Raw genomic sequence first — 26040 nt, forward strand, 5'->3', positions numbered from 1 at the left:
CCCCTTTAAGATTTTTATTTTCCTGCAAAAGCAGCTGTTCGTTTTTCTAAGAATGCCTCTGTACCTTCCACCTTATCTTCTGTTCCGTATAAGACTGCCTGCGCTAATGTCTCAATCAACAAGCCCGTGTCTGTATCTAAGTCATTTCCCTTCTGCACTGCAATTTTTGCCATTTGTATGGCCAATGGTCCTTTTTGGGTAATCCGTCTAGCCTTATCCTTAGCTGCATCCAAGAGATCCTCTTGCCTTACAACTTTCGATACTAGTCCCAATTCTTTCGCTTCATCTGCCAGTAAAAATTCACCGGTTAAAATCATATCCAAAGCAACACCCTTACCTATGATTCTGGAAAGGCGTTGTGTACCTCCTGCACCTGGAATGACTCCAAGATTAAGCTCGGGTAATCCTAACTTGACATTTTCTGAGGCAATACGAATATCACAAGCTAACGCTAATTCTAAACCTCCACCTAAGGCATATCCATTGATTGCGGCAATCGTTGCCTTTTTACTACTTTCAATACGTTGATATAATTCAGTCATACTGCCAGAGACAAAAGCATCCATTGGTTTTCTTTTCGTCAGTTGATTAATATCCGCACCAGCTGCAAATGCTTTTTCACCTGAACCAGTGAAAATGATGACCCTAATTTGTTCGTTCTGTTCTAATATTTCCATAGCAGATAGTAAGTCCTTAACTGTCTCCCCATTAATGGCATTACGCACCGAAGGACGATTGATTACAACCGTAGCAATACTCTCTTCTTGGATTAAAAGAATATTTTTAAAGTCCAACCGAAACTCCTCCTTTTTTATACTCCTTTTGAATTTGCGACGCGATAATATTCTTTTGAATTTCAGAGGTACCTTCATAAATTCTTGTAATCCTAGCATCACGATAAAAGCGCTCAATCGGATATTCAGAGATGTATCCAATACCCCCATGAATTTGAACAGCTTTATCTGCTACTCTATTATAAGTCTCTGAGCCTAGTAGTTTTACCATGGCCGCTTCTTTAATCACCTTTTTATTCTGATCAACCATGGTAGCTACTCGATACACCATGGAACGAAGCGCTTCAACCTCTACAGCCATTTCTGCTAGATAATGTTGAATAATCTGTTGTTCCATGATTGGTTTTCCGAATTGAATTCGATTATGAGCATAATCGATGGACATTTCTAGTAATTTATCAGCTGATCCTAAATTCCTTGCAGCCATGCCTGCTCTTCCATTTGCTAGAATTTTTAAGGCATTAATATATCCTTCACCTTCCATACCCAGCACATTATCCACAGGTACTTCACAACCTTCAAAGAAAACCTCTGATGAATGTGAACCATGCAGCCCCATCTTTTGTTCAATCTTCCCAATAACTAATCCAGGAGTATCTTTTTCCACAATAAAGGATGTAATCCCCCGTGCTCCTCTTTCTGGATCCGTAACTGCCATTACAGTGAATATATCCGCAATTGGGGCATTAGTAATATAATGCTTACTACCATTAAGAATATATTTATCCCCTTTCTTAATAGCAGTTGTCTTTAAATTAGAGGCATGTGACCCCGCACTCGGTTCTGTTAGAGCAAATGCACCAATTCTTTCCCCCGAAGCCATGCCTGGTAAGTATTTGCTCTTTTGCTCTTCTGTTCCCAATTCAACAATACCTACTCCACCAATACCGGTATGACCACCAATGACAGTCGTATAACCATTGTGGGTTCTTCCAATTTCTTCTAAAATTGCACATTTCCCTACCATACTTAATCCAAGTCCACCATATTCTTCAGGTACACTTAGCGCAAATAACCCCATTTGCTTCGTCTTTTCCATAATCCGTTCTGGAATTTCGTTCATTTCTTCTATTTCCATCGCATATGGTTCCACTTCATGATCAATAAAGTCACGTATTCCTTCTTTTAGTGATTGAATATCCTCCGATAACTCAAAGTTCATTTCAAATTCCCCTCTTTCTTATCATGATAAAACCCGCGTCCAGATTTTCTCCCTAATCTACCTGATTTCACATACTTTACAAGTAATGGAGATGGGCGATACCTTTCACCTAAATGGGCATACAAATACTCCATATTACATAATCTAGTATCCAAGCCAACTAGATCTACCATTTCAAGTGGGCCCATTGGATGATTTAATCCAAGTTTCATAGCTTTATCAATTTCTTTTAGTGAAGCCACGCCTTCCATCAACATATTCATCGCTTCGTTCCCGATAACACAGTTCATTCTACTAGTAACAAAACCAGGGAATTCATTAACCCCCAACCGTTTCTCATTCCATTTTATCGGCAATAAATTTAATCACTTCTACAGTCTCATCAGACGTATCCATTCCTCGGATAATTTCAATTAATTTCATCCGATGAACTGGATTAAAACAGTGCATAGCAATGAATCCGTTTGGGTATTTAGTAGTTGTACCAATCTCGGTTGTGCTTATTGTCGAGGTATTAGTAGTCAAAATAATAGATTCTTTCACAACTGACTCTTGCTAAGTCGTTCATATAAACTTGGGCGCTCTCAATCGCATATTATGAAATATCCTAAAGATTTACGTTAAATCCAGAAATTACTGATTGATAAGCAATCCCACGCCCCATTGTTCCACTGCCTATAACAGCAATATTAGTGACCATATTATTTCCCCTCCCACTAAAATATTTTCTTTAGAAGAGGATGAGACATAACTAAAGTATTTACTCAAAATATGAAAAACGCATTACTTAGCGGAGTATATTTCTGGAGCGGTTCGTATACGCCAATTATCTGCGGGTTTTGATTTAAGAAAATACTTTCGTCCCAGCCTCTATTTGTTTTAAACCATTGTTAATCCGCCATTAACTGATAATGTCTGCCCTGTTACGTAATCTGCCTCTGGTGATGCAAAATAGCCAACAGCATTAGCAATATCCGTCGGTTTTGCTAGACGTCTGAATGGGATTGCTTTTTCTAAAGCTTTCGTTATTCCTTTGTTATACGATCCAATTTCAGCAAATAACGGGGTATCACTTGGTCCGGGTGCCACGCAATTTGCGTTTATATTATGCTTAGCCATTTCACGAGCAATTGTCTTGGTAAAAGCAATAATTCCTCCCTTGGCTGCAGAGTATACCGCCTCCCCACTTGATCCAACTCTTGCAGAATCTGAAGAAATATTAATGACTTTTCCAGAACCATTCTCCATCATAATCGGTAAAATTTCTTTCGTAGTATGAATTTGCCCCATTAAGTTAATATCGATTACTCGCTTCCAAGTACTTGGTTCGCTTTCTATGAATGGCTCAATCTTATCCCATCCAGCATTATTAACTAATACATCGATAGATCCATATAGGGACAACGATTCCTTTACTGCTTCTTGGACACTTTCTAATGTAGTGACATCACAATAAACAGCTGCTGCCTCTCCACCTTCATCTCTTAAAATAGACACTGTTTCTTCAGCATTGTTTAAATTAATATCAGCAACGATAACTTTCATAGATTTTGAAACTAGTACTCTTGCAATCTCCCTTCCAATCCCACTTCCAGCTCCAGTAATGAATGCAATTTTCTCTATCATTTAAATCTCTCCCATTCAATTAATTTCATTTACCATTATGATTGGGTAGGACTAAATTTTTCTTTGACTTGCTCTCTTAAGCGAAACTTTTGAATTTTACCACTAGGAGTTCTAGGAAAATCATCCACAACTTCCAAATGCTCAGGCCAATACTGCTTCGCCACATGTTTTTTCTCTAAATAATCCTTTAAGTCTTCCAATGTAATAGGCTTCTTACCTTGTTTCATACTAATATAGGCACAAGCTTTTTCTTGTAATCTTATATCTGGCATTGCAACAATTTGTGCTTCCGAGATATCCGGGTGTTCATATAAAGCGTTTTCAATATAGGCAACGGGAATATTTTCTCCACCTCGTATAATAATGTCTTTGTTACGACCGGTAATACGGATATAACCTTCTTTATCCATCACAGCTCTGTCACCAGTGATAAACCATCCATCCCTGTGTTCTGCCTCGGTTATATCCATCCGTTTTAAATACCCAACAAACTGTGCTGGTCCTCTACATAACAAAGTACCTTCTACATTTGGAGAACAGTTTACAAAATTTTCATCTACCACCTTTATTTCCATTCCTGGAAAAGGAAAACCATCCGTACTTACTAATTTTTCCTCCGGATCATCTGGTGAAGTTAATGTCACCAAGCCATTTTCCGATTGTCCCCATCCTGCTATGATTTTGAAATTAACTTTTCCCTTCGCTTCTTTAACTAAAGATCTTGGTACCGGTGCACCTAATGAGACAAATATACGGAATGTTCCAATATCTTGGTTTTCAATACCCTCTAGTTGTATCGTATCTTGGAGAAAAGGTGTAGCTGATGCAGTAAATGTTATGTTCTCTTTCTTGATTAAATCAATGAATTCATGAGGATTCCAAATATCTTGATAGACACCCGTCCCTCCGATATGAAATGGGAGCCTTACTCCGTATCCAAATCCAGTTTGATGTGCAAAGGTGGACGCCATAAACATGACATCATGCGAAGTTAAACGTAAACGATTAATCCAATAATTGGTCGATACACAGAGTGTATTATGTGTATGCATGACGCCCTTAGGTTTTCCTGTCGTTCCCGAAGTAAAAATAATTTCCGTAACATCATTAGGATTAATAGAAATCCGGTCTAAAATAGCTAGATTCTTTTTATTTTCCCAAGGTTCATCCGTTAAACAAGATAACGCCTTCATTTTTTCTGGGACATGATCTCCTATTACAAAAACGTGCTCTAAACTCTCCCACCCATCCCGAAGACGAGAAACCATTTCCGTATAATCAAAATTTCGGAATGTATCAGGTATTACTAGCATTTTTGCTTCCGACATTTTAATCATATAATTAATTTCCCGATCTCGATAAATTGGTACTAATGGATTGGTAATGGCACCAATTCGTGTTGCTGCTAAATGAAGTATAATAAACTCATTCCAGTTAGGTAGCTGTAGGGATATAACGTCTCCCTTCCCTAACCCATACTCGATCAATCCTATAGCAACTCTATCTACAAGTTTTCCAAGCTCAGCATACGTATACCGAGATTTTTTATCAATAATCGCCAGTTTGTTTGGATTTTTTTGAATTGCTTGATTTAAATAGTCTAGAATTGTTTTATTCGGCCAAACTTCTTGATACTTTGCTATATAAGCTTCTGTCAGAAGTGTCTCAAAGTTTCCCATAGCCATGCCCCCTTATTTTCTAAACTTATTAAAATCTACAGGTCGTTTTTCAAGAAAAGCATTTTTACCCTCATTCGACTCCTCTGTGTTATAAAACAAAGCCAAACTCCCCATTGCCAGTTGTGTTATTCCTTGAATATTTGCGGAATCCGCATTAAATGAATACTTCAACATTTTAATCGCTGTTGGACTTTTATCCAAAATTTTCCTAGCCCATTTTTCAGCCTCTTCTTGTAATTCATTAAGTGGAACTATTTTATTTACTAGTCCCATTTCTTTTGATTCCTCAGCTGTATATTTCTCACATAAGTACCAAATCTCTCTTGCTTTCTTTTCTCCAACAATCCTTGCTAAATAAGCAGAACCATATCCAGCATCAAAACTACCAACTTTAGGTCCGGCCTGACCAAATTTTGCCGTATCGGCCGCAATTGTTAAATCACAAATTACATGTAACACATGGCCACCACCAATGGCATAACCGTTCACTGCAGCAATAACCGGCTTCGGAATATTACGAATGGTTTGATGTAAGTTTTCAATTTCAAGACCAATTCCACCACCTAAACCGCCAGTATAATCATACCCTCCTTCTTCCCCTTTTTGTTTCTGATCTCCTCCAACACAAAAGGCTTTTTCACCTGCACCTGTCAGAACAACTACACCTATTCGGTTATCATCCCAAGCATCATAAAAAGCCCAAATTAACTCCTTAATTGTTTCTGCTCGAAATGCATTTAAACTATCGGGACGATTAATTGTTACTTTAGCAATTCCGTCTATTTTTTCATATAGAATATCTGTTAATTCCATTACATTTCCTCCTTCATCATTCTAGTTATTTTGAAGGTACTGGTCTTTCATAAGAACGAAACTCTTTTCCAATAATATCTTTTGCTATAACCATTTGATTCGCTTGAGCAGTACCATCACCAATCTCAAGTCCAATGACATCACGTAAGCGCTGTTCCAGTGGCATTTCCTTTGTATAGGCATAATGTCCATTTAATAATAAGCACTCATGTATCGCTTCTTGACTACATTTTGGCCCCATCCATTTAACCGATGCAGATTCCTTCGAGTGTTTTAACCCTTGATCCCGAAGCCAAAGTCCACGGTATGCTTGCCATTTAATCATTTCTATTTGTGTATAATGGGTTACAAGTGGGAATGAAACCCCTTGATATGTCGCCAACGGTTTCCCGAAAGATAGTCTCCCTTTTACATGCTCAATTGTTTCATCTAAACTCTGTAATGCTGCACCAACACATTGCAAGCCTATAAGTAGGCGACTAAGATCAAATCCATTCATAACTTGAATAAATCCCTTATCTTCTAGACCAATTAGATATTTTTCCGGTAATTCAACATCATTTAAATAAATCGAACCACGACCAATTGGGATATTTCCCATGTCCTCATACCCATTGCATTCCACTCCAGGTAAGTCAGAAGGACAGATAAATGCACTAATTCCACGACTTCCTAAGTCTGGTTTGGTTTTTGCGAAAATTAGGAAAGCGTCACCTATTGTTGCCACACTAATACCAGATTTTTCTCCATTCAATACATAAACTCCATCTTTATAAATAGCTGTAGCTTTAATTCCAGCAGCATCTGTACCAGCATCAGGCTCTGTTAATGCAATCCCAACAATTTTATCTCCACTTGCAATCGGTGGAAGCCATTCTTTTTTTAAGTCTTCACTAGCATGATTATTAATGATTTCCCCAATAAGAGAGTTTAGCATGACGGCATACGTTAGGTTAAAGTCCCCCCTACCTATTTCTTCAGCTGCAATCCCTGCTGTTACACAATCCGCTTCACTACCACCATACTCTGCTGGAATCCTAAGGCCATTCACTCCTAACAGTCCTAATTTCTTCCATAAGCCTCTTGGCAATACTCCCTCTCTATCCCATCTTGTATAATTAGGAAGCAATTCCGCACGAACAAATTCTTTTAGCATATCTCTAAAATCTTCTTGTTCCGGTGTAAATGAAAAATTCAACATAAATACCCTCCCTTTCCGTTTTCAATTTTAATATGCAAAAAATATGCCAACACTTATTTATGAACAAACCAGCATTACAACCTAATATTTTCGCAAAATTGATAATAAATCCTCAAACTTGATAATTATAAATGCAAAAAAATGTGATTGATGGCTACAGCTTTTACAAACACTTAAATTAGATTGGATGGAAAAAATATTTGGAAAGAACTTTAGTAAAAAGGTTGAGGATAGTAGAATACGTATTAAATACTATTATCTTAGCAAAAGGGAATGTTCGTCTCATCTATAAGGAGGAGAAGCGTCTGTTCAAATAACGTATAGAGGAATCTGGATAGGCTTATCCTGTGAGTAATCGAGCGATGCAAAGTTTACAAATTGATGAGTAATCAAATTTTGTATAATATTCAATTAAACCTTTAGAAAACTAGAATGACCATTTGAATAAGCAATCAAAACTTTTCAAATGGTCACTTTTTCTTTCATATTAAACACAATACCGTTAAAGAGGCGGTCTCTTATCCAGTAATCCTAACATTTATTTTAGTTTATATTTAGAAATTTTCCGATATAAACTAGCTACACTTATCTTTAGCTTTTGTGCTGCTATCGTTCTATCTCCGTTTGCATCATCTAAAGCTTGTTTAATTATGCTAATTTCAGCATTTTCAACAGCTGCATGGAGACTCAAAAATTCCATGTTCTCTTGCATTAATGAAACAGGCATACTCGATTTATTGTTGGAGGGAAGATATAGGTTTTTTAATGTTAAAGTATCGTTATCAACTATATTCATTCCCCTTTCAATACAGGCTTTTAACTCTCTTATATTCCCTGGCCACTCGTAAGTTAATAACCAATCTTCCAAACCTGAATCAATATAAGTTACTTCTTTATCGAATTTATTATTATAAAACTCAATAAAACTGTATGTTAATGGTAAAATGTCTTCTTTTCTAACTCGAAGTGGGGGAATTTGCAAATCGAACACATATAAACGATAATATAAATCTTGCCTAAACTTTCCGTTCTCCACTAGTGTTTTTAAGTCACGATTTGTCGCTGCAATAATTCGAATGTCAACTTTCTTACTTGTTGTTCCTCCTAGTCTTTCTACTTCTCTTTCCTGAAGAACACGGAGTAATTTGCCTTGCGATTGGTAGGAAAGCTCTGATATTTCATCAAGGAATAATGTTCCATTCTGGGCTAATTCAATTTTCCCAGGTTTTCCCTCCTGTTTCGCTCCACTAAAAGCACCGGCTTCGTATCCAAAAAGTTCTGATTCAAATAATTCATCAGGAATAGCGACACAGTTCACTGCAATAAAGGACTGATTCTTTCGTGTACTTAATTCATGAATAGCCTGGGCAAATAGCTCCTTTCCTGTTCCACTTTCCCCTGTTAATAGAACCGTAGAATTATTCGTTGCAATTTTTGATGCTAATTCTTTAACCCTCTGTATGGCAGGGCTTTGACCTATTATATCATCAAAACTATATCGGTTTTGCTTAATCGATTTTTTCTTATATTTTTTTGCTTCGATTGAATTAATAAAAGAAATTAGTTCTATATAATCAATATTCTGCTCACTTAATAGAATATGGTAAATCTTTTTATCTTCCAAGTTTTTCATCCTAAGTAAACAGGAATAGCCAAATAGTTTTCCAAAAATAACTTTATTTTTCCCAAAATTTGTATGGCGACTAACTATCGTATAAATTGATTTTCCAATTAACTCTCCTTCATTAATGTTAAATTCTTTATAAAAGGCTGGGCTAACATCTGTTATCTTATGGCTTTTATTTGTCTCTACGTACAACCTATCATCCACTTCATCTATCCGCTTTTTTACTAGTACCATTCACATCACCCATCATTATTAATTCGATAATAGTAAAAGAACAACTTGACCCCTAATTACCTCCTTACCATCCACATCAAAGCAGGTTACTTTTTGTGTAACCCAATTTCTTTCTTCGTTAATGTCAATAATAACTAGTTCTGCCGTAATCATGTCGCCTACATATACAGGGGAATTAAACACCAAATCCTTTTGCAATAATACACTTGGAATTCCAGGAAGTTTTGTACTGATAACTTGAGTAATTAATCCTTCTGTTAACAAAGCAGGTACGATTGGTTTGTAAAAATGATTTTTCCAGATGTCCTCGTTCTGGTCATACACCGGACTATAATCTCTAGTCAATCCACTACTCAATTTCACTTCTTCTTCTGTAAACATTCGTTGTAATCGTTCTGTTCTACCTTTGTATAATTTCTCGAATGTATTCATTTTACTCCTCATCCCATTTTTTTAAATTTTCCCAATATTATTGTACATTATGCGCCATTCAATTTAAAGTAAACTGTATATAAAATCAAAATCTTTTGAACAGATAAAACAAATAAAAAGGTTAAATATATTACCACTATGTGCTTACCTATTTCCTTGCATACATAAATAGAAGTGGCATAATAAAAATTAATAAGCATACTGCCATAGAAAAACATTCTAACTATTAATCTAGTATTGATTGAAAGGAAATAAGTATAATATATTATTTTTAATTTATTGTAAATATTTTTAATTTTAAGAGGATTTACCATTTAGGTTCTATGCCTTCATTTTTTCACTCCCATTATCCATTTCAATTCATATATCAATACTGCAATAAACTCTTCAAAGCAGATACTTCTTCTAATAATTCCGCTCTAACATTTGTTTCTCGTACTAGTTTCCTTTCTACCATTCGTTTTACTATATTCAGCTTTCGAGACTACTTTATGGTGTTCTCTTACTTTAATATACATCGCATCTACAAGAACCTTATTTACCTTTTTCCACAATTTTTCAGGCCTTTTTCGTCGCTTATCGGCCATTTCTTGCATTGTTTAAGTTTTGCAGATTAGGTCCATATAATTGTGTAAAAAGAAAAGAGTCATTTTAATCTCTTTTGGTAACAATGTATTCAACCACGAAAAACATTGAAAAGGAGATTTAAAATGACTCAATTACAGTTTAACAAGGACCGCTAACTCCCATAATAGGAGCGTCTTTGCCAGAAATAAGGGCGATTCGTTTTCTATTTAAATAACAAAAATAAAAAGCCCTTCTGTGACAGAAGAGCTTTTTACCAATTATAAAATATTATTTAACAACATTAGCTGCTTGTGGTCCACGGTTACCTTCTTCGATATCGAAAGTAACAGATTGACCTTCTTCTAATGTTTTGAAACCTTCGCCTTGAATTGCTGAGAAGTGTACGAATACATCGTCTCCACCTTCAACTTCGATAAATCCAAAACCTTTGTCTGCGTTAAACCATTTTACTGAACCTGTGTTCATATGAAATTCCTCCATTGTGCATAGTGCACGTTTATTACTTTGGTTGTTCTGACAATAATTCAAGACGATGATATACATTGTAAAGTTATGACATAAATCTTGTATTGCTAGCACGAACAATTAAGTTATTTATAGTATAGCACGTTTCACTTAAAAAAGATACCATCCCGGTAAACTATTCCTATGTGATCCTTTTTTCACGGTACAGCCTCTTTGTTTCTTATCCATACCAATTCTATCAAACGGTGTCACTTTAGCTTTAGTCCATCCCATTACAAATAATAACTACTCATACCTATTTTGATTAATTAATTTCGCCATTTCCATATAAACCATATAACTTTTCTACCCAAAATCGCTGGGACCTGTTGAAATTATTTCCTAAGATCCCATCATCTGTTTAGACAGTAAGAAATATTATTACTGATTATCTCCATTTTTTTGGATAAATTGCCTTACCTCTGTGTCAGTTGGCATGCCAGATTGTGCACCTAATTTCATTACAGATAATGCACCTACAGCATTGGCGTAACGACACGACTCTTTAAGCGATAATCCCTTAGCCAGTTGAACAGCTAATCCCCCATTAAATGAATCACCAGCTCCAGTAGTATCTACTACATCGACGTGATAGCTAGGAAGATGTACTTGTTTACCTTTGTCATAAAAAACCGTACCATCTCCGCCTTTGGTGATGATTAGCTTCCTTTCAAGTTTGCTTAAATCACCTGAGTAATTCTTTATGAGCACCTTATATTCATGTTCATTTGGTGTTATCACATAAGCGAGGTCGATAAGTTTGTCTGGTAATTTTTGAATAGGTGCAGGGTTTAAAATAACCTTAACACCATGATGATGGGCGATTGTAGCTGCTTTGACAACCGTTGGTAGAGGAATTTCGAGCTGTACTATCACAACGTCACTATCCGCTATTACCTCTTCGTTTTGTACTATCATCTCTTCCGTTAGCTCATTATTTGCACCAGGTACGACTATAATACTGTTATCCCCTTCCGCTAAAGTGATTGCGGCAGTGCCAGTTTTTGAACTGGGGACTGACCTCACATGGTCTGTCATTACCCCTTCTGCTTCTAAACGAATTAAGAGTTCTTTGCCAAACAAATCCTCCCCCACACATCCGATCATTGTTACCTTTCCACCGAGACGAGCAGCCGCTACAGCTTGGTTAGCTCCCTTGCCCCCGGGAATGGTAGAAAACTTTTTACCAAGAATCGTTTCACCAGCTTTTGGTCGTTTGTATGCTTCCGTTACTAAATCCATATTTATACTACCAATAACCGTGATTTTTGGTTGCATCCTTTTATTCCTCCTTTGACCATCAATTAAGAATCTAAACAGACCCTACTTAGGAAGTGATCAACGAAGCGCTGAACATCAACATCCATACAAACTTTCATGTTACCATCCTCGTTATCTTTACCTACCGTTTGCCCTTTTTCTTTTCCTTCTGTTATCACATGGACACTCATCGTTTTCATTTTAACGAAAGAAGAATCGATAGCTACACCAACCGCCAAGGGGTCATGTAATGCACATCCGTTTAAATTCGAATTCCTTTCAGCATAGGCATCCATATAAAACTCACACATATTTGCTAAGAAATGAGATAGCAGCGTATCTTTTTTTCTCCAATCATCCAATGTAGATCGTTTAAGCAAGGTTTTCAGTGTGACATCCAAACCGACGAGGGTCATAGGAATGCCAGATTGGAAAGTAAACTTTGCTGCTTCCGGATCGTGATAAATGTTTGCCTCAGCATAAGGCGTCGTATTACCTTGAACGGTTACAGCCCCTCCCATAAGGATGACATCTTCTACTAAGTGAACGATTTCAGGATCTTTTTGAATGGCCCTTGCTAGGTTCCCCTGATTTGCTGTTGTAATAATCGTAATATCATTAGGATAACTATGTACAGTAGAAATAAGGAAATCATGAGCTTTCATGTTTTCAACCTGCTTACGTGCAGGAGGTAATTGGGCATTTCCAAGACCATTTTCACCATGGATCCAAGTCGTTTTTTCTGCAGGCTTTCGTCCTGTAAAGGTTTCTTCAACACCATGGAAAACTGGGATATTTTCGGCACCAAGTAATTGTAACAATTGCAATGTATTCCTTGTTGCTTCCGAAACGGATGTATTCCCAAAGGTTGTTGTGACACCTAAGATATTTAGCTCAGGAGAATGGACAGCATAGGCGAGTGCGAGTGCGTCATCAATACCTGTATCTACGTCTAAAATAATATTTTTCATCGGTTTAACCTCCTGTTAAGTAATATAGAATTTGGAATCAGTCCCCATTACACTAACACTTTAAAAAAATGGGGTACTGACCCTTTTTCCGGGTGCAAATCAGTCATTTCTATTTTAAGGGCAACTGCCGCCTTATTTTTTATTTTTTTTGGAGTACTATATTTCTAACATGCCGTAAACTAAAAACGTTAACAGTTTGGTAGAATATCATCCATATTCTGAATAAATTTTTAAAAGTTATGGTGCCAATCGCTCGCTACTCACTTTAGCGCAGTGGGGACAGGAACCATAGCTGTTGAAAGTACTAAAAGCTTTTTCATGTGAGAAAGTAGCGTAATGGGAGTACCTAATACCTAAATAGTAAACCAAAATCTACTTTTCCAAAAGCTTACCTAAAGGCTTTAACATTCCTTCAACCATTTGAGTTGGTCCTGGCATTTCCGGAAAGTAAACAAGAAGGGTAGCAAGTATAATCCCTACTACTGTCAATAATACAAAAGCTATCTTTTCCTTTTTCTGGTCTTTGCCTATTCTTGGCCATTCAACAAGTGTAATTAAAATACCTAAAAAAATGATACCTAATACAGATAAAAGTTTCATTTACCGCCAATCACCTCATCTTTAGGTATGCCTTGTGGAGTAGTGGATCTTCCTGGTCTTTCAATAGTTACGGAACTTTGGACTTTTACTTCTATTTCTGAAAATTTTTCCTCCCAATTATCTTCTACTTTTGCCCATTCATCAGGGTAATGACGATGAAAGGCTTCATCAAAACCAAATATATCTGATTTTAAATCTTTTTGAACGTATTCTAATGCCGATTGAATGCGTTCCTCAATATCTTTTTGCATTTGGTTTTCTAGCTTTTTCAAAATTTCTGGATTCATGATATTTAAGTTCGAATTATTTTCTAAGACATCATCTATTGATGTAGTTCTAACCGTCAACTTCCATTTTCCCTTGTCAATGATCGGAATTAATTTTGAATCAGCTTCTAAGATTTCAAAGGTGATTAATCCTTCCCCATTTTCTGGGCTAACGGTCACGTTTGCTGTTTCTATTTCATTCCTTACCCACAGCACTCCTCTAGTCATGGCATCGTCAATTTCTCCAACCAATTTTCCATTATTAAAAATAGCGGTTCCACTCAACGACAAATTAGCTGATCCTTGTGATCCCTTATCTATTTTAAGGATTGGCAATGCAGCACTTCTCCCTTTAGCATTCAGCATTTGCAGCACATCTTTCACAGTAACACTTAATCCTGTCTTACCCTTAGCTAATTCCCTTGCAACTTCAGAAGAGGTTCTTTCTAAATCGGGAGTGACTGCTAAAAGGTCGATAGGCTTGTCTTTAGTTACAAATACATATGTTCGTAGCCTTTCAAAAGGATGCCTTGCAAAAACATCTAGAACATCATGAATTCCTTCTTCGGCCTTTTTTTCGCCAATAAAGAGAACACTATTATGTCCCACAAATAGTTTTCTAGAAAGCTTTTGCTGTAGTTTGGAATTGACATCAGTAATCGTTTTTCCTGTACTTTGCTCAACAATTGATAACTTGTCCCCTTGACCTCCACTAGGTGCTTTTGGAATGATTATTTGTACAGAAAGTTCCATCTCTCCGTCACCCGTTTTATCTACGCCTGTTCCTGTAACAATGGCTACATCATTTACTTCTACACGATCCCAACAGCCCGTAAGAATGAGCATCATGAAACACAACAAACATGTAACTTTTGGTTTTAGATTTATATTCAACATGTCCCTTCTCTCCCCTTTAATGCGTTCATATTATTGCAGGTTAACAGACCCTACTTACACAATAAGGTGAAACTAAAAAGGATAAGCGGAGATAAACTACCCGTAAAGCCTGACTAAAGAATCACTTTGTGGGATTCGTTGGTTTTTCTGACTTTTTGCGAATAATAGCAAGGATCAACAATATTGTTGGAAGTAATGTAAAAAAAACAATGGCATAAAAAGGAAAGATTGTACTTAAAAAGGACTCAAGCTCTTGTAAAGTGGATGCTGACCAAATCCCCATTAGAACCAAAAGGAAACCTATTGGAAAAATAATTGGACGATAATCTGATAAATTTAACAGCTGTGCAGTACCTATTGCAATGGCATAATAAAAAACAGCGATCTTAACAAATGTACCAGCAACCCAAATTGCCATCACAATCGACTCTAAATGTTCAAAAAAATCCGCTACACTAATGTACCTAATAGCTTCCATGACCGGATATGTAAACCTGTCTGTTAAGTTTCCAAATAAAAACATCGTAATCAAGTTGGTGACTACCATTGTGAGCGCCACAATGATTACCGTAACCATGCCCGATTTCATCCCTTTCTTTCGATCACTCAAAAATGGGAGCATGAAAGAAATAAGGAAAAATTCCAAGAACCAGCTTGCCGGCACAATTGCTCCCATTAAAGAACGTCCCATTCCTTTTTCTAAAAATGGCAATAAATATCCAGGCTCTAATTCTGAGATAAGTAAAATAAGGAGTCCTACAAATAGAAAGATAACGATTGGGACAAAAATTTGAGCACTTCTCGCCATCACTTCCAGTCCTCCCCTTACAGCAAAGGCACAGACCAGTACCATGCTCACTAGTACGATGGTTAAAGGGGTATTTGGAAGAAAATTTCCCACGACAAACTCACTGTATTCTCTTACAATCAATCCATTTATATGAAATAAAAAAAGTACATAAGCAAAACCAATTAATTTTCCAAGAATCCTGCCGATAATCTTCTCCGTATACTGAATAAATGTCAGCTCTGGAAAGCGCCGATTTAATTGGACGGCAAGGATAACGGAAATGAAACCAGCAAAAGATGCCCATATTGGCGACAACCACATATCCTGCTCTGCATACTTATGACTGATTGCCGGTACGAGAAGAATTGCTGTCGCCATAATGGTTGGATAGATGAGAATGCCCATCTGCATGGCACTAATTCTCCCTTTTTCAATCATTTTCGTTCACCTCATAAACAATAAAAATAGCTTGATTTAATCCTCCCCTTTAATTGGTGACGGTTTCTGACTTTTGGATTGACGATATTTGTTATAATTTCCAGTCAAATGTGGTCTTGTATTCAGCTTCCACCACGGGGCACGCACAAGCACATCTTTCATATCTTGCTTTTTCATTGGACCCATTGGACTAAGATATGGTTCTCCAAATGACCTTAGTGTAGCAAGGTGGATAATAATCGTAATAATACCAAGCATGATTCCGAGTAATCCAAGGGTACCGGCTAATAAAATAATCGGGAAACGTAGCATTCGAATCGCAGAAGAAGCTGAATAACGCGGAATCGTAAACGAGGCAACTCCTGTAATGGCTACCACGATTACCATTGGCGCAGAGACTATACCTGCCGAAACTGCTGCCTCCCCAATAACAAGAGCACCAACGATACTTACAGCAGATCCCACTTGTTTTGGTAAGCGTAATCCAGCTTCCCTTAATGCCTCAAAAGTAACTTCCATCAGTAGAACCTCTACAATTGCTGGAAATGGTACCTGTTCGCGCGACCCAGCTATACTAATTAAAAGAGTTGTTGGAACCATCTCATGATGATAGGTGAGTATGGCCACGTACAAGGATGGGAGTAAAAGGGAAAGGACAAGAAATAGGTAACGAAGCCAACGAATCAGCGTTGATATCAAAAATCTTCCATAGTAATCTTCACTGGACTGTAATAGGGAATATAACGTCGTTGGAACAACCATTGTAATAGGTGTTCCATCAACTAGTATAGCGACACGTCCCTCTAGCAAATTTGAGGTTACAGCATCAGGTCGTTCCGTTGCTAAAACTTGCGGGAAAGGCGAATACGGGTTATCTTCAATAAATTCTTCCAAAACTCCACTTTCTAAAATTCCGTCGATATTTACCCTTCGTATCCTATTATTTACTTCTTCAATTAACGTTTTATCAGCTATCCCTTCTACATACGCAAGGACCACCTTAGTTTTGGTGTATTCCCCAATTTCCATGGATTTCATTTTTAACTTGGGGCTCCTTATTCTTCTTCGCAGTAAAGATGTGTTTACCGACAGGTCTTCAATAAATCCATCACGGGGACCCCTGACAACCCTTTCAGCCTGTGGCTCATCTATGGACCGTTTTTCCAATTTCGAAAGTCCTATTGAAAAACCTGATTTTTGCTGATCTACTATTATTACTGGATTGCCTGAAGAAATCTCCCCGATACATTCAGAAAATGTTTTAACTTCTTTAACACTGGAAACGGATACTCTCTTGTTAATTAATGTATCAATCCGATAACTTTTCTCTTCAGCCTGTTTCATAAGTGGAGATAGTACATTATCATCCATTTCTTCAACATTTGACAGGCCTTCAATGTAAATAAGAATAGCTTTATCTTTTTCACCTATGTAAAAGGAACGAAAAACAACGTCCGAGCAATCGCTATAAATGGAATGAAATTTTGTTTCATTATCCATCAAACTGCTAGATAAGGTGTCTTGTGTCTTTTCTGATTGTTTCCCTCCATGGGGTTGGGGTTTCTTCCCTTTTTTGGTTTTAGACGCCTTCCTTGACCTAATTTTGGATAGTAATCGATATTGACTTCCCTCTTTCACACCGCCAACCCCTTCATAATCCGAAAAAATAGTATTAATAGCATGGGATGATACATGGAAATTTATACCTAATAGGTACAGGGACGTTTGCTCAGGTTCATCGACCCATTTCTAACGATGACTAAGAGAACCAGAGAAACTGTCTCCCCTTGTATTTTTGTATAAAATGATAAAAATTAGCCATATTAATTGAAAAAAGTGGTGATATTATGGCTCAATCAAGAACAAATTCACTTACCATGAACAGTACAACCTTAACTAATCTTCTCAGTGTGATTATTCTTATATTAACCGTTTACCATCATTTCACCGTTCAAGAGGAGATTGCTAATCTGAAAAGGAAATAAAAACATGGGACTGTACCAGCCATGCAATAATAGGAACCGTGGCGAAAAGTACATTAATGTATGTTTTTCAACGTTCGAATTATTTTAATAGCGAATACTGTTAAAAAGCACAAGTATTTATCTTGTGCTTTTTAACTATGATGTCAGGCATCAAAATTACACTTTCCATACCGGAGAAAGGAAATCTACAAGAGCTGAACCTGTGCTTCTTCCTTATTCTAGTTCTTCAATAACTATTTTTTTCACAGGTAATAACAGTATCCAAGTAATGTACTGGTTTCTCCGTAGAAGTTATACAGAACCGGCATCTCACCATACTATTCCTATTCGATGAAATTCTTTTCAATAAAGTGAATCTTCAAATTCTCTAGGATAATCCTCTCTTTGGATCCACCTTAACTCCTTCTACGTAATATCAAAAAAACACTTATCTTTGGAACTTGGTCCGTCCTTTACTTCTAGTACTCCGGAAGCAACTTTATCAAGCTGCGACCACCCATTAAGTAGCTCGCTAGAATTTGAGAAATCTGTTTCGAAAGGACTTACTTCAAAAGTTATTGTCTAACCATATAAACTAAATCATACTATTAGGTGAGGACCATCATCGAGGGGGAGTAAGGATGAAATGGAGTTAAGACAACTTGAATATTTTATGGCGGTATCGAAAGAACTACACTTTACTAGAGCAGCAGAGAAATTAAATATTGCACAGCCAACCTTAAGCCAGCAAATTAAAAGTTTAGAAGATGAAGTAGGAATTCCACTTTTTGATCGAATTGGTAAAAAAACAGCATTGACAGAAGCGGGAAATATTTTGTTACGTCATAGCCAACGTGTGTTTTACGAACTTGAACAGGCTCAGGCTAGACTAAGGGACCTAAATGGATTACAAAGAGGAAAACTCACCATAGGTTCCTTGCTGACGTGTGTCAACTATCTGCTTCCTCCTGCGATTTTAACGTTCAAACGCTTATATCCAAATATAGAGTTATCGGTATTAGGGTTAAGGTCTGGGGATATTAAAAAGGGACTGTTAGAAAATGATTTAGACTTAGGGATTACCTTCTTACCCATAGAGGAGGAAGAATTTGAGTTCATTCCACTATTTACGGAAGAACTTTCTTTGGCTGTTCCATTGGATCATCCATTTGCACAAATGAATAAGGTTGAAATGAAGGAACTTAAGAATGTACCAATCATTTTACTACCAGAAAATTATTTCCTTAGGCAGCTTGTTGATACATATTGTACAGAAATAGGAATAACACTTGAACCATCACTTGAAATGACGACATTGGAATCATTGATCCATATGGTTTCTGAAGGGATCGGTGTCACCATCTTACCTGCACCATATCTTGATAATTTAAAAAATAATCAGATTGTAAACGTAAAGTTGATGAATCCAACCCCAAAAAGAAAGATTGGATTTGTGTTTAGAAAAGATAAATTCATGTGTACAGCTACAAGAGCCTTCATTGACCAAGTAACGGAAACGAGCAAATCCATCCCATAAAGTAATCTTTCAATCAGTGGGGGCAGGTTATACCACAAGGGTATGACACAAGGCCCTATCCCACCTAAATGATTTTCGTTTATCCTCCATTTTTTTAGATGGGGGTATTACTTCCCCTTAACTTGCGATAAAAAAACGAGAGGTACCATCAAACTGCCTCTCGTTTTGTCTTAATTATCCGTTTTTCACATCTTCCATACTTGCTCCATAATTAATATGGTAGGTTTGGCCATCTACAACAAGAGCCGGAACTGATTTTACTCCAGCGGATTCTGCTTCCTTAATTCTTGAAGCGTCTTCCCCGAAATGAACGATTTCGAGATCCACCTTTGATTGGTCTAAGTATCCTAACATCATTTTCTCTGCATCAACACACACAGGACAGCCAGCATGATAAAAAACCGCTTTTTTCAACTATAAATACCTCCTTAATAGTCAATCTATATATAGCTTAAAGCGTGGAAAAAAGATTATCAATTAGTAATTTCCTATTGTTATCATAGTCAATACCTATTTATCGGCTATGGTGTTAGGCTGATGTAAATGCAAAATAGAAAAATTTCAACCCCAAAAAAAGGCACGTTCTCACGCTCCTTTTTTTATGTATTAATTTAATTTTCTGTGGAGACTTCCCCTTAACGATGTTGATCGATTAAAATTGGATTTCCGTCTGGGTCCTCTATTGTAATAAATGCTGGTCCTTCTGTTGATTCATTGGCTTCTTGTATTAACTTAAATCCCTTCTTTTTCAACTCTTTTTGTAATTCTCGAATATCTGTAAAATCTTCCAGGTTTTCAGCATTGTTATCCCAGCCTGGATTAAACGTCAGGATGTTTTTCTCAAACATTCCTTGGAAAAGACCAATTACCGTTTGCTGATTTTTCATGATAAGCCAATTTTGTTTAATGTCCCCACCAAACGTCTTAAATCCCAGTCCCTCATAAAATTCTTTTGATCGATGAATATCCTTTACATTTAAACTTACGGAAAACGCTCCTAGCTTCATCAATTAACCTCCTTTTAAATAAATGAAATCTTTAACCAGTTGTTTTTTCATCCCCACCGAAAATAATCATTAGCTACGGTTATGGATGATTTATTTGAACTTTTCATTCCTCGCCTATAGTCTAGATAATTTCAACAAGGCATTACTTCAAATCAAATGCTTCCTTATAATATTCCCTTAACTCCGTAGCATTATCTTTCCATTCAACTTGTTGCCCGTTGACGATCTGATCAAGCACATCTAAACATCTATGCCACCCAGCCGCAACATACATTACCATGTCCTTATCATCAAAAATGTGAGTGAAGACCATTTCGCAACCCTTATCCTTTTCATGTAATGAGATTCGTAGCAAATCATCAACCTCTTGAAACTCAAAGGTATGCGGTTTTGTTAACTCCGTTATAATCCCCTCATACTTCGTACCCTCTCCATCATCAAAGGCAATCTTCCCTCTTAACCTCAGGTCCATATCCCCTGTTGCAAAAGGGTACCATTGAGTAAAATATTCTGGGTTGGTAATCATATTGAAAACATCTTCCTGGTTATATTCGAAATAGCGTTCGAATCTTAGAGCATAACGGCCATTTACCTCATGTAGTGTTCCATATTTACTCATCATCTTATCCTCCTAATTAGGTATCATTCGTAGCGTGAGTACTTCTTCCCGGTAGACTATTATAACATCAATATCATTTCTTACATGACACGGTTATAGTGTCCGTCCCCCACTTCTCTAAAGCGTTCTGGGAGACAGGCACCATTCCAAACCGCAATAAAAGAACAGGTCCATCCCGGTCCTGGCAGCTCATGTTCCATCTATAGACCATACCCCAACACCCATACCAAGAGCCATTTTTCTCTTGATGATTTACTAATTAATTGACACCATACAAATAACTGATAATTTTCGGGGGGTATGATCTCTGTCCCCCGTCGCGTTAGCACTTTAGCAGCAGCGGGAAACAGGTACATTGTCTCACTGCAAAAAATTGGGGCTCAACATGCACCTGTCCCTGCTTAACATCTCTAATAAGCCACTCATTATTTCAAACGAATTTCGGTTCCAATTTGTAGATTATACGGGTTAATTCCTGGATTGAGATTATATAAATCTAACAGCGTTACACCTGGATGCTCCATACTAATCGAATAGAGTGTGTCTCCTGCCTTGATTGTATAGTACTCGTTGCCGTAATCAGCGTCGTATTTGACTCTAACTTTGGATCCAATTTGTAAGTTATATGGGTCTACGTTCGGATTTAATACATATAAGTCTCTTAAATTGATATCTTCATACATGGTGGCAATGCTGTAAAAAGTATCACCGGCCGAAATCGTGTGATACCAATCACTTCCTGGATCAATGATAATTTCCGTTCCTATTTGTAAATGGTAAGGATCAATTCCTGGATTCCACTCATATAAATCATAGATGGTAACATTTTCTTGAGACGCTGCAATACTCCAAAGTGTATCCCCTTCCTCTACAGTTACTGTAGATACTTCAGCGTGGCCATGATCTACTCCTATTCCTGTGATCATGCCAACAGCTAAAATCGGTGCCATAAGGAATTTCAAACTTTTCATCATCACCCTCCTCGGTGTAATATCCATACTTTTATCCATTACTTTTATCTTTCTAAAACAATTGTAATAAATGTAATGGTTATGTAATATATGTATGTACTCTTTCATGAAGTAGTGATGAAACATGCTTATAAAAGCTGAATTATCAACTGATCGTGTTAATCGAATACAAAATGCCGCTACAAAAATTTAAAATCTTGGGTCAGTCCCCAAGATTTCCTCTTTTGAGCAATGTTACTTTCTGACATTGCCTAGATAGATCTCAACTTAAAATATATCATTCCTAATAATCTATTCCCGACGTTACTTTGAGTAAATATAAAGAAGGAGGAATATAGGTTTCTAGGACTCATTTAATAGAATAACTATCCTTAGATAACCAAGTTAAAAACTCGATATCATGTTATTTCCCTTTCAACCTTATATAAGGTCGTAGTAAATAACTTGCTACTTTTAACGGATCGGTTTTGGTTTGGAATAATTTCTTACCCCAGTAACCTTGTAGCGATTGAATCATTCGATCCAATCCTGTATTCGATAATTGCTCTAATGATCTTCTTAAAATGAGAGCATTTTTATAGCTCTTGCGAAGTGGTTTCATTAACTCCTCATACTTACCTAAACCACATAAATCATAGGCTGTAAACACCCCACTTAATATAGAAGCATACTGTCCAAAGCCCAAAAAAGGCATCATGGTTCCGAAACAATTTCCCACGTAAAAAGTATTCCCTATCCGCCCTGAGCCACATATTCCAATTGGATAACGGGTAATTTGGAACTGATCAGTTATTCGTATTTCCTGTTGAAGCTGAGAGCGTACCTTTTCATAAAATGAGCTCCAAAGATGATGTCCGCATTTTCAGGGTAGTCTGGAATAGCAAGTGAAATATTTGCCTCTTTTTCTGAAAATGGAATGAGATAACAATATCCGTACGGCGCTATGTCATAATCAAGCCAAGCCATGACAGTATAGCGGTCAAAATCACCTTTAACTGTTACGCCCTTTATCGAAACGGTTAGGTCTTCCCTAAAATTTCGGTGCTCCTTTGCATAATCCCCGTCTCCAGTTGCGATAACTACATGCGAATGTTTTCTTAGTAATTGTTCATATGTTTCTTCTGAATGATAATGAATCACTGATTTGGTTTGTTGTTCCAGCTGTGATTCAAATGAATCCTTATCCCTACCACGGATATTGGTAAATCCTAGTCGCCCCTCAATGTTTGTTTTTTCGTTCTTTGAAAAAAGCACCATTTCCTGAATATTTGAAGTAGGTTTGAGATAAATTCCAAATTCCTCTGATAAAGTTGCTATAGAATCATACACTGGTCTAATAAGAATAGACAGTAAAATTTCTCCGTTAACAAAACGGTCCCCTACTTTGCTTCTTTTTTCATAGATTGTTGGAGTAATGCCATTTTTCTCAAGCGTAATGGCACATGCTAAACCGGAGAGTCCGGCACCCATGATAGCAATATCCATTATCGAACCATACCCCTAAATGATTTATGTATAGCAAAAGCATTCCCTTATGGTGGGAATAAATACAATGGGAACATCCAATAACTGGATATTCATATAGAAAAAAGGAGAGTAGATGATTGGAATCTACCCTCCTCCACTTTATCTGCATCGACCTATTCCATAAATTCTCAAGTAAGTACTTATTTTTTAAAAAACAACTCCTTCTGCTCTATCTCACCCAACCGTTCTAGACCCTGTGGTTCATGATCTTGGAAATAAGCATGGTACAGCCTTCGTCATTACTTTTTTATTCGAATCTTGTGATGATCTTAGGTGGGAGCTATAGAGGATTGGGAAGTAATCCTGAAGAAACTTCCCTTCTACATGCGCAGTAAGAGCTATGATTTGAAAACCTAATTGTTCTGCAACAAAGAATACTGAGTTTAATACATGGTCACTGGAGGCTTTCACGATTGGATAACCTAAAATAACTACTCGATGCCGTTTCATAGATTTTGGAGTCAGTCCCCAAGATTACAGAAATTTCTTTTTATAATGGTTTAAGGCCAATAAAGGAAAGATATAACGATAGCTATGGTAATGAATATAAAACCCTCCTGCCATACCCTGTCCTTTAGGATAACTTATTGTCCAATCATTCTTTTTGGAGGATGCAAGCAAAAATTTTACCCCGGCATTTATTTCTGGAGTTGGTTGATCTGAGGCCTTTATTAAAGCATCTAATGCCCACGAAGTATGAGTTAGTGTACTAGCTCCTAAGGGGGTATACTCTTGATTTATATCGCTTTTACACGATTCTCCCCAGCCTCCATCAGAATTCTGTATGTCACCTAACCATTTTAGCGCTCTTTGTATCGAAGTGTTTTGAGGGGATACTCCTACAGAAACCATCCCGGTTATCGCAGCCCATGTTCCATAGAGATAACATATCCCCCAACGCCCATACCAAGAGCCATCTTTTTCTTGATGATCTACTAACCAGTTAACACCGTTTTTTATAACTGGATGATTTTTTGATAAATTTGTAAAGTTCCCGAAGAATTCCAACGTTCTTCCAGTTAAATCGGCAGTAGATGGGTCCGTAAGTAAAAATGCAGCACCTTCAATTGGTAAATGGTGTAATATGGTTTTATCCACATTTTTTTCAAAGGCCGGCCATCCGCCATCGTTATTTTGCATGGAAAATAGCCAGTTGATTCCTCTGTCCCATGCTTGTTGATATACAGAATCGTTATGAACAAGCTCTGCAATGGACCTTAATGCTGCTGTTGTATCATCTACGTCCGGATTCATCGTATTAACATGAGAAAATCCCCATCCACCTGGTAAACTGTACGGATTATGCACCATCCAATCTCCATATCGATGATGTTGGCGTGTTAGTAGATAGTTATTTGCTTTCTGAATCACAGGGTCCTGCCATGAAACTCCAGCATCTTGCATAACATAACTTATTAACGTTGTATTCCATACATTAGCTGTTGTATATTGCATATGGATATGTCCATCCACTTGGCTTTCCATTGATTTTAATCCGTTAACTGCCCTTATAATGACAGGGTCATTCTTTTGATACCCAAGAGATAACAATGAAAATATCATTAGAAAAGTAGAACTAAAATAGCTGTATAATGTTCCATCCGGTTCTATTCGGTCTAACATATATTTCTCCGCTTGTTGCATGCTGACGGAATGGATGTAGGCAGGTAATCCAACAATGTGGTGAATTCCTTTTTGAAGGAAAGACAGAAATGAACGCCACTCGCCCCGATTCCAATTAAAATCATCATTTTCTCCTGTTACACTGGAACGATATAAATTCGAAAGGTCTGGACTTCTGTTCGTCGTTTTTTGATATTTTTTATCCGCAAGAATCATAATAGGAACTATATTGACTCGGCCATAAACAGAAAAATCAAAGAGATTAATAGGAAAAGCTAATGGAAAAAGGATAAATTCCACTGGGATGGGGAAAAATCTTGGCCACTTAGATTGTCCAGTCAAGGCAAGCATTATTTTCGTAAACATATGGACGTTTTCCAAACCGCCTAATGATAAGATGATTCTTCTAGCAGCTTGCATTTCCTTGTTCCCTTCATGGAGGTACCCAGAATACAACAGTGCATAGTAAGCTTCAACCGTTGCTGATAAATTCCCTGTCTTTTCGTCGTAAAAAAGTTTCCAAGAACCGTCTTTCTCCTGTTTACTCAAAATTCTTTGCACTAAAGCCTCTATTAACTCTTCTTCTTCCATTTCCAACGTCCGTAATAAAATAATCATGTAAGCATCCGTTGATATACCTGTTTCAAAAGCATAGTCCCATGATCCGTCAGAAGTTTGGTCCTTTTTTAATGTCTGTACAATACGGGCAATTTCTTTCTCGATATTTTCTTTCATTCATTTCACCATCCTCCCTCAAGCTACCAGAACCATTTATTTAACCATTTTTATTCAAGTAAAAGAAAAACATTCATCAAGAGGCTTAAATCATCGTTTTAAATCGTATAAATTTTCTCAACAAACGCCCTAACGGTTATGGACCGTCATTCATATGTTAATTTAGAGAACAAAA

Annotated in this window: 27 protein-coding genes and 1 pseudogene; 2 read left to right on the plus strand and 26 right to left on the minus strand. The window is 37.1% G+C overall.

What is annotated here, in order from left to right; translation table 11 throughout:
* Window positions 1–14: 14 nt before the first annotated feature.
* From CAO17_RS07535 to CAO17_RS07615, 18 genes and pseudogenes are all read right to left on the minus strand, one after another.
* Window positions 15–794, minus strand: coding sequence for an enoyl-CoA hydratase/isomerase family protein (locus CAO17_RS07535; RefSeq protein ID WP_085992224.1), 780 nt, complete (start codon window positions 792–794; stop codon window positions 15–17).
* Window positions 784–1956 (minus strand): acyl-CoA dehydrogenase family protein, encoded by a 1173-nt coding sequence (locus tag CAO17_RS07540; protein WP_085992225.1) that lies wholly within the window; start codon window positions 1954–1956, stop codon window positions 784–786. The genes CAO17_RS07535 and CAO17_RS07540 overlap by 11 nt, the downstream gene beginning before the upstream one ends.
* A pseudogene (locus CAO17_RS20700) lies at window positions 1953–2490 on the minus strand (3-hydroxyacyl-CoA dehydrogenase family protein); the annotation flags it as partial. The gene CAO17_RS07540 and the pseudogene CAO17_RS20700, both read right to left, overlap by 4 nt.
* A 73-nt stretch (window positions 2491–2563) precedes the next feature.
* On the minus strand, window positions 2564–2656 hold the full coding sequence (locus CAO17_RS22090) for a 3-hydroxyacyl-CoA dehydrogenase NAD-binding domain-containing protein (RefSeq protein WP_085992226.1): 93 nt from the start codon (window positions 2654–2656) through the stop codon (window positions 2564–2566).
* Window positions 2657–2835: 179 nt separating this feature from the next.
* A complete protein-coding gene (locus CAO17_RS07555; protein ID WP_085992227.1) occupies window positions 2836–3582 on the minus strand; it encodes an SDR family NAD(P)-dependent oxidoreductase in 747 nt (248 codons plus the stop codon).
* Between the two features lie 35 nt (window positions 3583–3617).
* Window positions 3618–5261 (minus strand): AMP-binding protein, encoded by a 1644-nt coding sequence (locus tag CAO17_RS07560; protein WP_085992228.1) that lies wholly within the window; start codon window positions 5259–5261, stop codon window positions 3618–3620.
* Window positions 5262–5273: 12 nt separating this feature from the next.
* Window positions 5274–6074: a 1,4-dihydroxy-2-naphthoyl-CoA synthase gene (menB, locus tag CAO17_RS07565; protein WP_085992229.1), complete on the minus strand. Its 801-nt coding sequence runs from the start codon at window positions 6072–6074 to the stop codon at window positions 5274–5276.
* Window positions 6075–6099: 25 nt separating this feature from the next.
* Window positions 6100–7275: an acyl-CoA dehydrogenase family protein gene (locus tag CAO17_RS07570; RefSeq protein WP_179151913.1), complete on the minus strand. Its 1176-nt coding sequence runs from the start codon at window positions 7273–7275 to the stop codon at window positions 6100–6102.
* 538 nt (window positions 7276–7813) lie between these two features.
* Entirely contained in the window at window positions 7814–9136 is a 1323-nt protein-coding gene (locus tag CAO17_RS07575; RefSeq protein WP_085992230.1) for a sigma-54 interaction domain-containing protein, read from the minus strand.
* Window positions 9137–9154: 18 nt separating this feature from the next.
* Window positions 9155–9568, minus strand: coding sequence for a hotdog family protein (locus CAO17_RS07580; RefSeq protein ID WP_085992231.1), 414 nt, complete (start codon window positions 9566–9568; stop codon window positions 9155–9157).
* A 419-nt stretch (window positions 9569–9987) separates the two neighbouring features.
* On the minus strand, window positions 9988–10164 hold the full coding sequence (locus CAO17_RS21655; RefSeq protein WP_245831798.1) for a hypothetical protein: 177 nt from the start codon (window positions 10162–10164) through the stop codon (window positions 9988–9990).
* Window positions 10165–10423: 259 nt separating this feature from the next.
* Window positions 10424–10621: a cold-shock protein gene (locus tag CAO17_RS07585; RefSeq protein WP_085992232.1), complete on the minus strand. Its 198-nt coding sequence runs from the start codon at window positions 10619–10621 to the stop codon at window positions 10424–10426.
* A gap of 420 nt (window positions 10622–11041) precedes the next feature.
* Window positions 11042–11938, minus strand: a complete 897-nt coding sequence (gene rbsK / locus CAO17_RS07590; RefSeq protein ID WP_085992233.1) for a ribokinase — start codon at window positions 11936–11938, stop codon at window positions 11042–11044.
* 26 nt (window positions 11939–11964) lie between these two features.
* Window positions 11965–12891 carry a nucleoside hydrolase gene (locus CAO17_RS07595; RefSeq protein WP_085992234.1) on the minus strand — a complete coding sequence of 309 codons (927 nt, stop codon included), beginning with the start codon at window positions 12889–12891 and terminating at the stop codon, window positions 11965–11967.
* 372 nt (window positions 12892–13263) lie between these two features.
* Window positions 13264–13491, minus strand: a complete 228-nt coding sequence (locus CAO17_RS07600; protein WP_085992235.1) for a hypothetical protein — start codon at window positions 13489–13491, stop codon at window positions 13264–13266.
* Complete coding sequence (locus tag CAO17_RS07605; RefSeq protein ID WP_085992236.1) at window positions 13488–14654, minus strand: Ger(x)C family spore germination protein; 1167 nt, start codon at window positions 14652–14654, stop codon at window positions 13488–13490. The genes CAO17_RS07600 and CAO17_RS07605 overlap by 4 nt, the downstream gene beginning before the upstream one ends.
* Window positions 14655–14775: 121 nt before the next feature.
* Window positions 14776–15882, minus strand: coding sequence for a GerAB/ArcD/ProY family transporter (locus CAO17_RS07610; RefSeq protein ID WP_179151914.1), 1107 nt, complete (start codon window positions 15880–15882; stop codon window positions 14776–14778).
* A 36-nt stretch (window positions 15883–15918) separates the two neighbouring features.
* Window positions 15919–17382 carry a spore germination protein gene (locus CAO17_RS07615; protein ID WP_085994433.1) on the minus strand — a complete coding sequence of 488 codons (1464 nt, stop codon included), beginning with the start codon at window positions 17380–17382 and terminating at the stop codon, window positions 15919–15921.
* Between the two features lie 347 nt (window positions 17383–17729).
* On the opposite strand from CAO17_RS07615, the gene CAO17_RS21025 reads away from it, so the two are divergent.
* Complete coding sequence (locus CAO17_RS21025; RefSeq protein ID WP_179151915.1) at window positions 17730–17867, plus strand: hypothetical protein; 138 nt, start codon at window positions 17730–17732, stop codon at window positions 17865–17867.
* Between the two features lie 625 nt (window positions 17868–18492).
* Complete coding sequence (locus CAO17_RS07620; protein ID WP_085992237.1) at window positions 18493–19383, plus strand: LysR family transcriptional regulator; 891 nt, start codon at window positions 18493–18495, stop codon at window positions 19381–19383.
* Window positions 19384–19557: 174 nt separating this feature from the next.
* Here CAO17_RS07620 and CAO17_RS07625 read toward each other — a convergent pair whose 3' ends face one another.
* From CAO17_RS07625 to shc, 8 genes are all read right to left on the minus strand, one after another.
* The gene (locus tag CAO17_RS07625) at window positions 19558–19797 is read right to left on the minus strand and encodes a thioredoxin family protein (protein WP_085992238.1); all 240 of its coding nucleotides are present in this window, start codon (window positions 19795–19797) and stop codon (window positions 19558–19560) included.
* 221 nt (window positions 19798–20018) lie between these two features.
* A complete protein-coding gene (locus CAO17_RS07630) occupies window positions 20019–20390 on the minus strand; it encodes a VOC family protein (RefSeq protein WP_085992239.1) in 372 nt (123 codons plus the stop codon).
* A 142-nt stretch (window positions 20391–20532) separates the two neighbouring features.
* On the minus strand, window positions 20533–21009 hold the full coding sequence (locus CAO17_RS07635; RefSeq protein ID WP_085992240.1) for an SRPBCC family protein: 477 nt from the start codon (window positions 21007–21009) through the stop codon (window positions 20533–20535).
* 425 nt (window positions 21010–21434) lie between these two features.
* Window positions 21435–21980, minus strand: coding sequence for a LysM peptidoglycan-binding domain-containing protein (locus CAO17_RS07640; protein ID WP_179151916.1), 546 nt, complete (start codon window positions 21978–21980; stop codon window positions 21435–21437).
* 403 nt (window positions 21981–22383) lie between these two features.
* A complete protein-coding gene (locus tag CAO17_RS21660; protein ID WP_245831799.1) occupies window positions 22384–22665 on the minus strand; it encodes a hypothetical protein in 282 nt (93 codons plus the stop codon).
* A gap of 104 nt (window positions 22666–22769) precedes the next feature.
* Window positions 22770–23465 (minus strand): NAD(P)/FAD-dependent oxidoreductase, encoded by a 696-nt coding sequence (locus CAO17_RS21665; RefSeq protein WP_245831800.1) that lies wholly within the window; start codon window positions 23463–23465, stop codon window positions 22770–22772.
* A 243-nt stretch (window positions 23466–23708) separates the two neighbouring features.
* On the minus strand, window positions 23709–23957 hold the full coding sequence (locus tag CAO17_RS21360; RefSeq protein WP_245831802.1) for a hypothetical protein: 249 nt from the start codon (window positions 23955–23957) through the stop codon (window positions 23709–23711).
* A 24-nt stretch (window positions 23958–23981) separates the two neighbouring features.
* Window positions 23982–25865, minus strand: a complete 1884-nt coding sequence (gene shc / locus CAO17_RS07655) for a squalene--hopene cyclase (protein ID WP_085992242.1) — start codon at window positions 25863–25865, stop codon at window positions 23982–23984.
* Window positions 25866–26040 lie beyond the last annotated feature (175 nt).

It is taken from the genome of Oceanobacillus senegalensis (assembly GCF_900176885.1).
In the GTDB taxonomy this organism is placed as follows: Bacteria; Bacillota; Bacilli; order Bacillales; family Amphibacillaceae; genus Oceanobacillus; species Oceanobacillus senegalensis.

Bases quoted from the DNA above. Each gene is read 5' to 3' on its own strand.
- CAO17_RS07540 (WP_085992225.1), bottom strand. From the start codon at position 1,956: ATGAACTTTGAGTTATCGGAGGATATTCAATCACTAAAAGAAGGAATA.
- CAO17_RS22090 (WP_085992226.1), bottom strand. From the start codon at position 2,656: ATGGTCACTAATATTGCTGTTATAGGCAGTGGAACAATGGGGCGTGGG.
- CAO17_RS07555 (WP_085992227.1), bottom strand. From the start codon at position 3,582: ATGATAGAGAAAATTGCATTCATTACTGGAGCTGGAAGTGGGATTGGA.
- CAO17_RS07560 (WP_085992228.1), bottom strand. From the start codon at position 5,261: ATGGGAAACTTTGAGACACTTCTGACAGAAGCTTATATAGCAAAGTAT.
- menB (WP_085992229.1), bottom strand. From the start codon at position 6,074: ATGGAATTAACAGATATTCTATATGAAAAAATAGACGGAATTGCTAAA.
- CAO17_RS07570 (WP_179151913.1), bottom strand. From the start codon at position 7,275: ATGTTGAATTTTTCATTTACACCGGAACAAGAAGATTTTAGAGATATG.
- CAO17_RS07575 (WP_085992230.1), bottom strand. From the start codon at position 9,136: ATGGTACTAGTAAAAAAGCGGATAGATGAAGTGGATGATAGGTTGTAC.
- CAO17_RS07580 (WP_085992231.1), bottom strand. From the start codon at position 9,568: ATGAATACATTCGAGAAATTATACAAAGGTAGAACAGAACGATTACAA.
- CAO17_RS21655 (WP_245831798.1), bottom strand. From the start codon at position 10,164: ATGCAAGAAATGGCCGATAAGCGACGAAAAAGGCCTGAAAAATTGTGG.
- CAO17_RS07585 (WP_085992232.1), bottom strand. From the start codon at position 10,621: ATGAACACAGGTTCAGTAAAATGGTTTAACGCAGACAAAGGTTTTGGA.
- rbsK (WP_085992233.1), bottom strand. From the start codon at position 11,938: ATGCAACCAAAAATCACGGTTATTGGTAGTATAAATATGGATTTAGTA.
- CAO17_RS07595 (WP_085992234.1), bottom strand. From the start codon at position 12,891: ATGAAAAATATTATTTTAGACGTAGATACAGGTATTGATGACGCACTC.
- CAO17_RS07600 (WP_085992235.1), bottom strand. From the start codon at position 13,491: ATGAAACTTTTATCTGTATTAGGTATCATTTTTTTAGGTATTTTAATT.
- CAO17_RS07605 (WP_085992236.1), bottom strand. From the start codon at position 14,654: ATGTTGAATATAAATCTAAAACCAAAAGTTACATGTTTGTTGTGTTTC.
- CAO17_RS07610 (WP_179151914.1), bottom strand. From the start codon at position 15,882: ATGATTGAAAAAGGGAGAATTAGTGCCATGCAGATGGGCATTCTCATC.
- CAO17_RS07615 (WP_085994433.1), bottom strand. From the start codon at position 17,382: ATGGATAATGAAACAAAATTTCATTCCATTTATAGCGATTGCTCGGAC.
- CAO17_RS21025 (WP_179151915.1), top strand. From the start codon at position 17,730: ATGGCTCAATCAAGAACAAATTCACTTACCATGAACAGTACAACCTTA.
- CAO17_RS07620 (WP_085992237.1), top strand. From the start codon at position 18,493: ATGGAGTTAAGACAACTTGAATATTTTATGGCGGTATCGAAAGAACTA.
- CAO17_RS07630 (WP_085992239.1), bottom strand. From the start codon at position 20,390: ATGAAGCTAGGAGCGTTTTCCGTAAGTTTAAATGTAAAGGATATTCAT.
- CAO17_RS07635 (WP_085992240.1), bottom strand. From the start codon at position 21,009: ATGAGTAAATATGGAACACTACATGAGGTAAATGGCCGTTATGCTCTA.
- CAO17_RS07640 (WP_179151916.1), bottom strand. From the start codon at position 21,980: ATGAAAAGTTTGAAATTCCTTATGGCACCGATTTTAGCTGTTGGCATG.
- CAO17_RS21665 (WP_245831800.1), bottom strand. From the start codon at position 23,465: ATGGATATTGCTATCATGGGTGCCGGACTCTCCGGTTTAGCATGTGCC.
- CAO17_RS21360 (WP_245831802.1), bottom strand. From the start codon at position 23,957: ATGAAACGGCATCGAGTAGTTATTTTAGGTTATCCAATCGTGAAAGCC.
- shc (WP_085992242.1), bottom strand. From the start codon at position 25,865: ATGAAAGAAAATATCGAGAAAGAAATTGCCCGTATTGTACAGACATTA.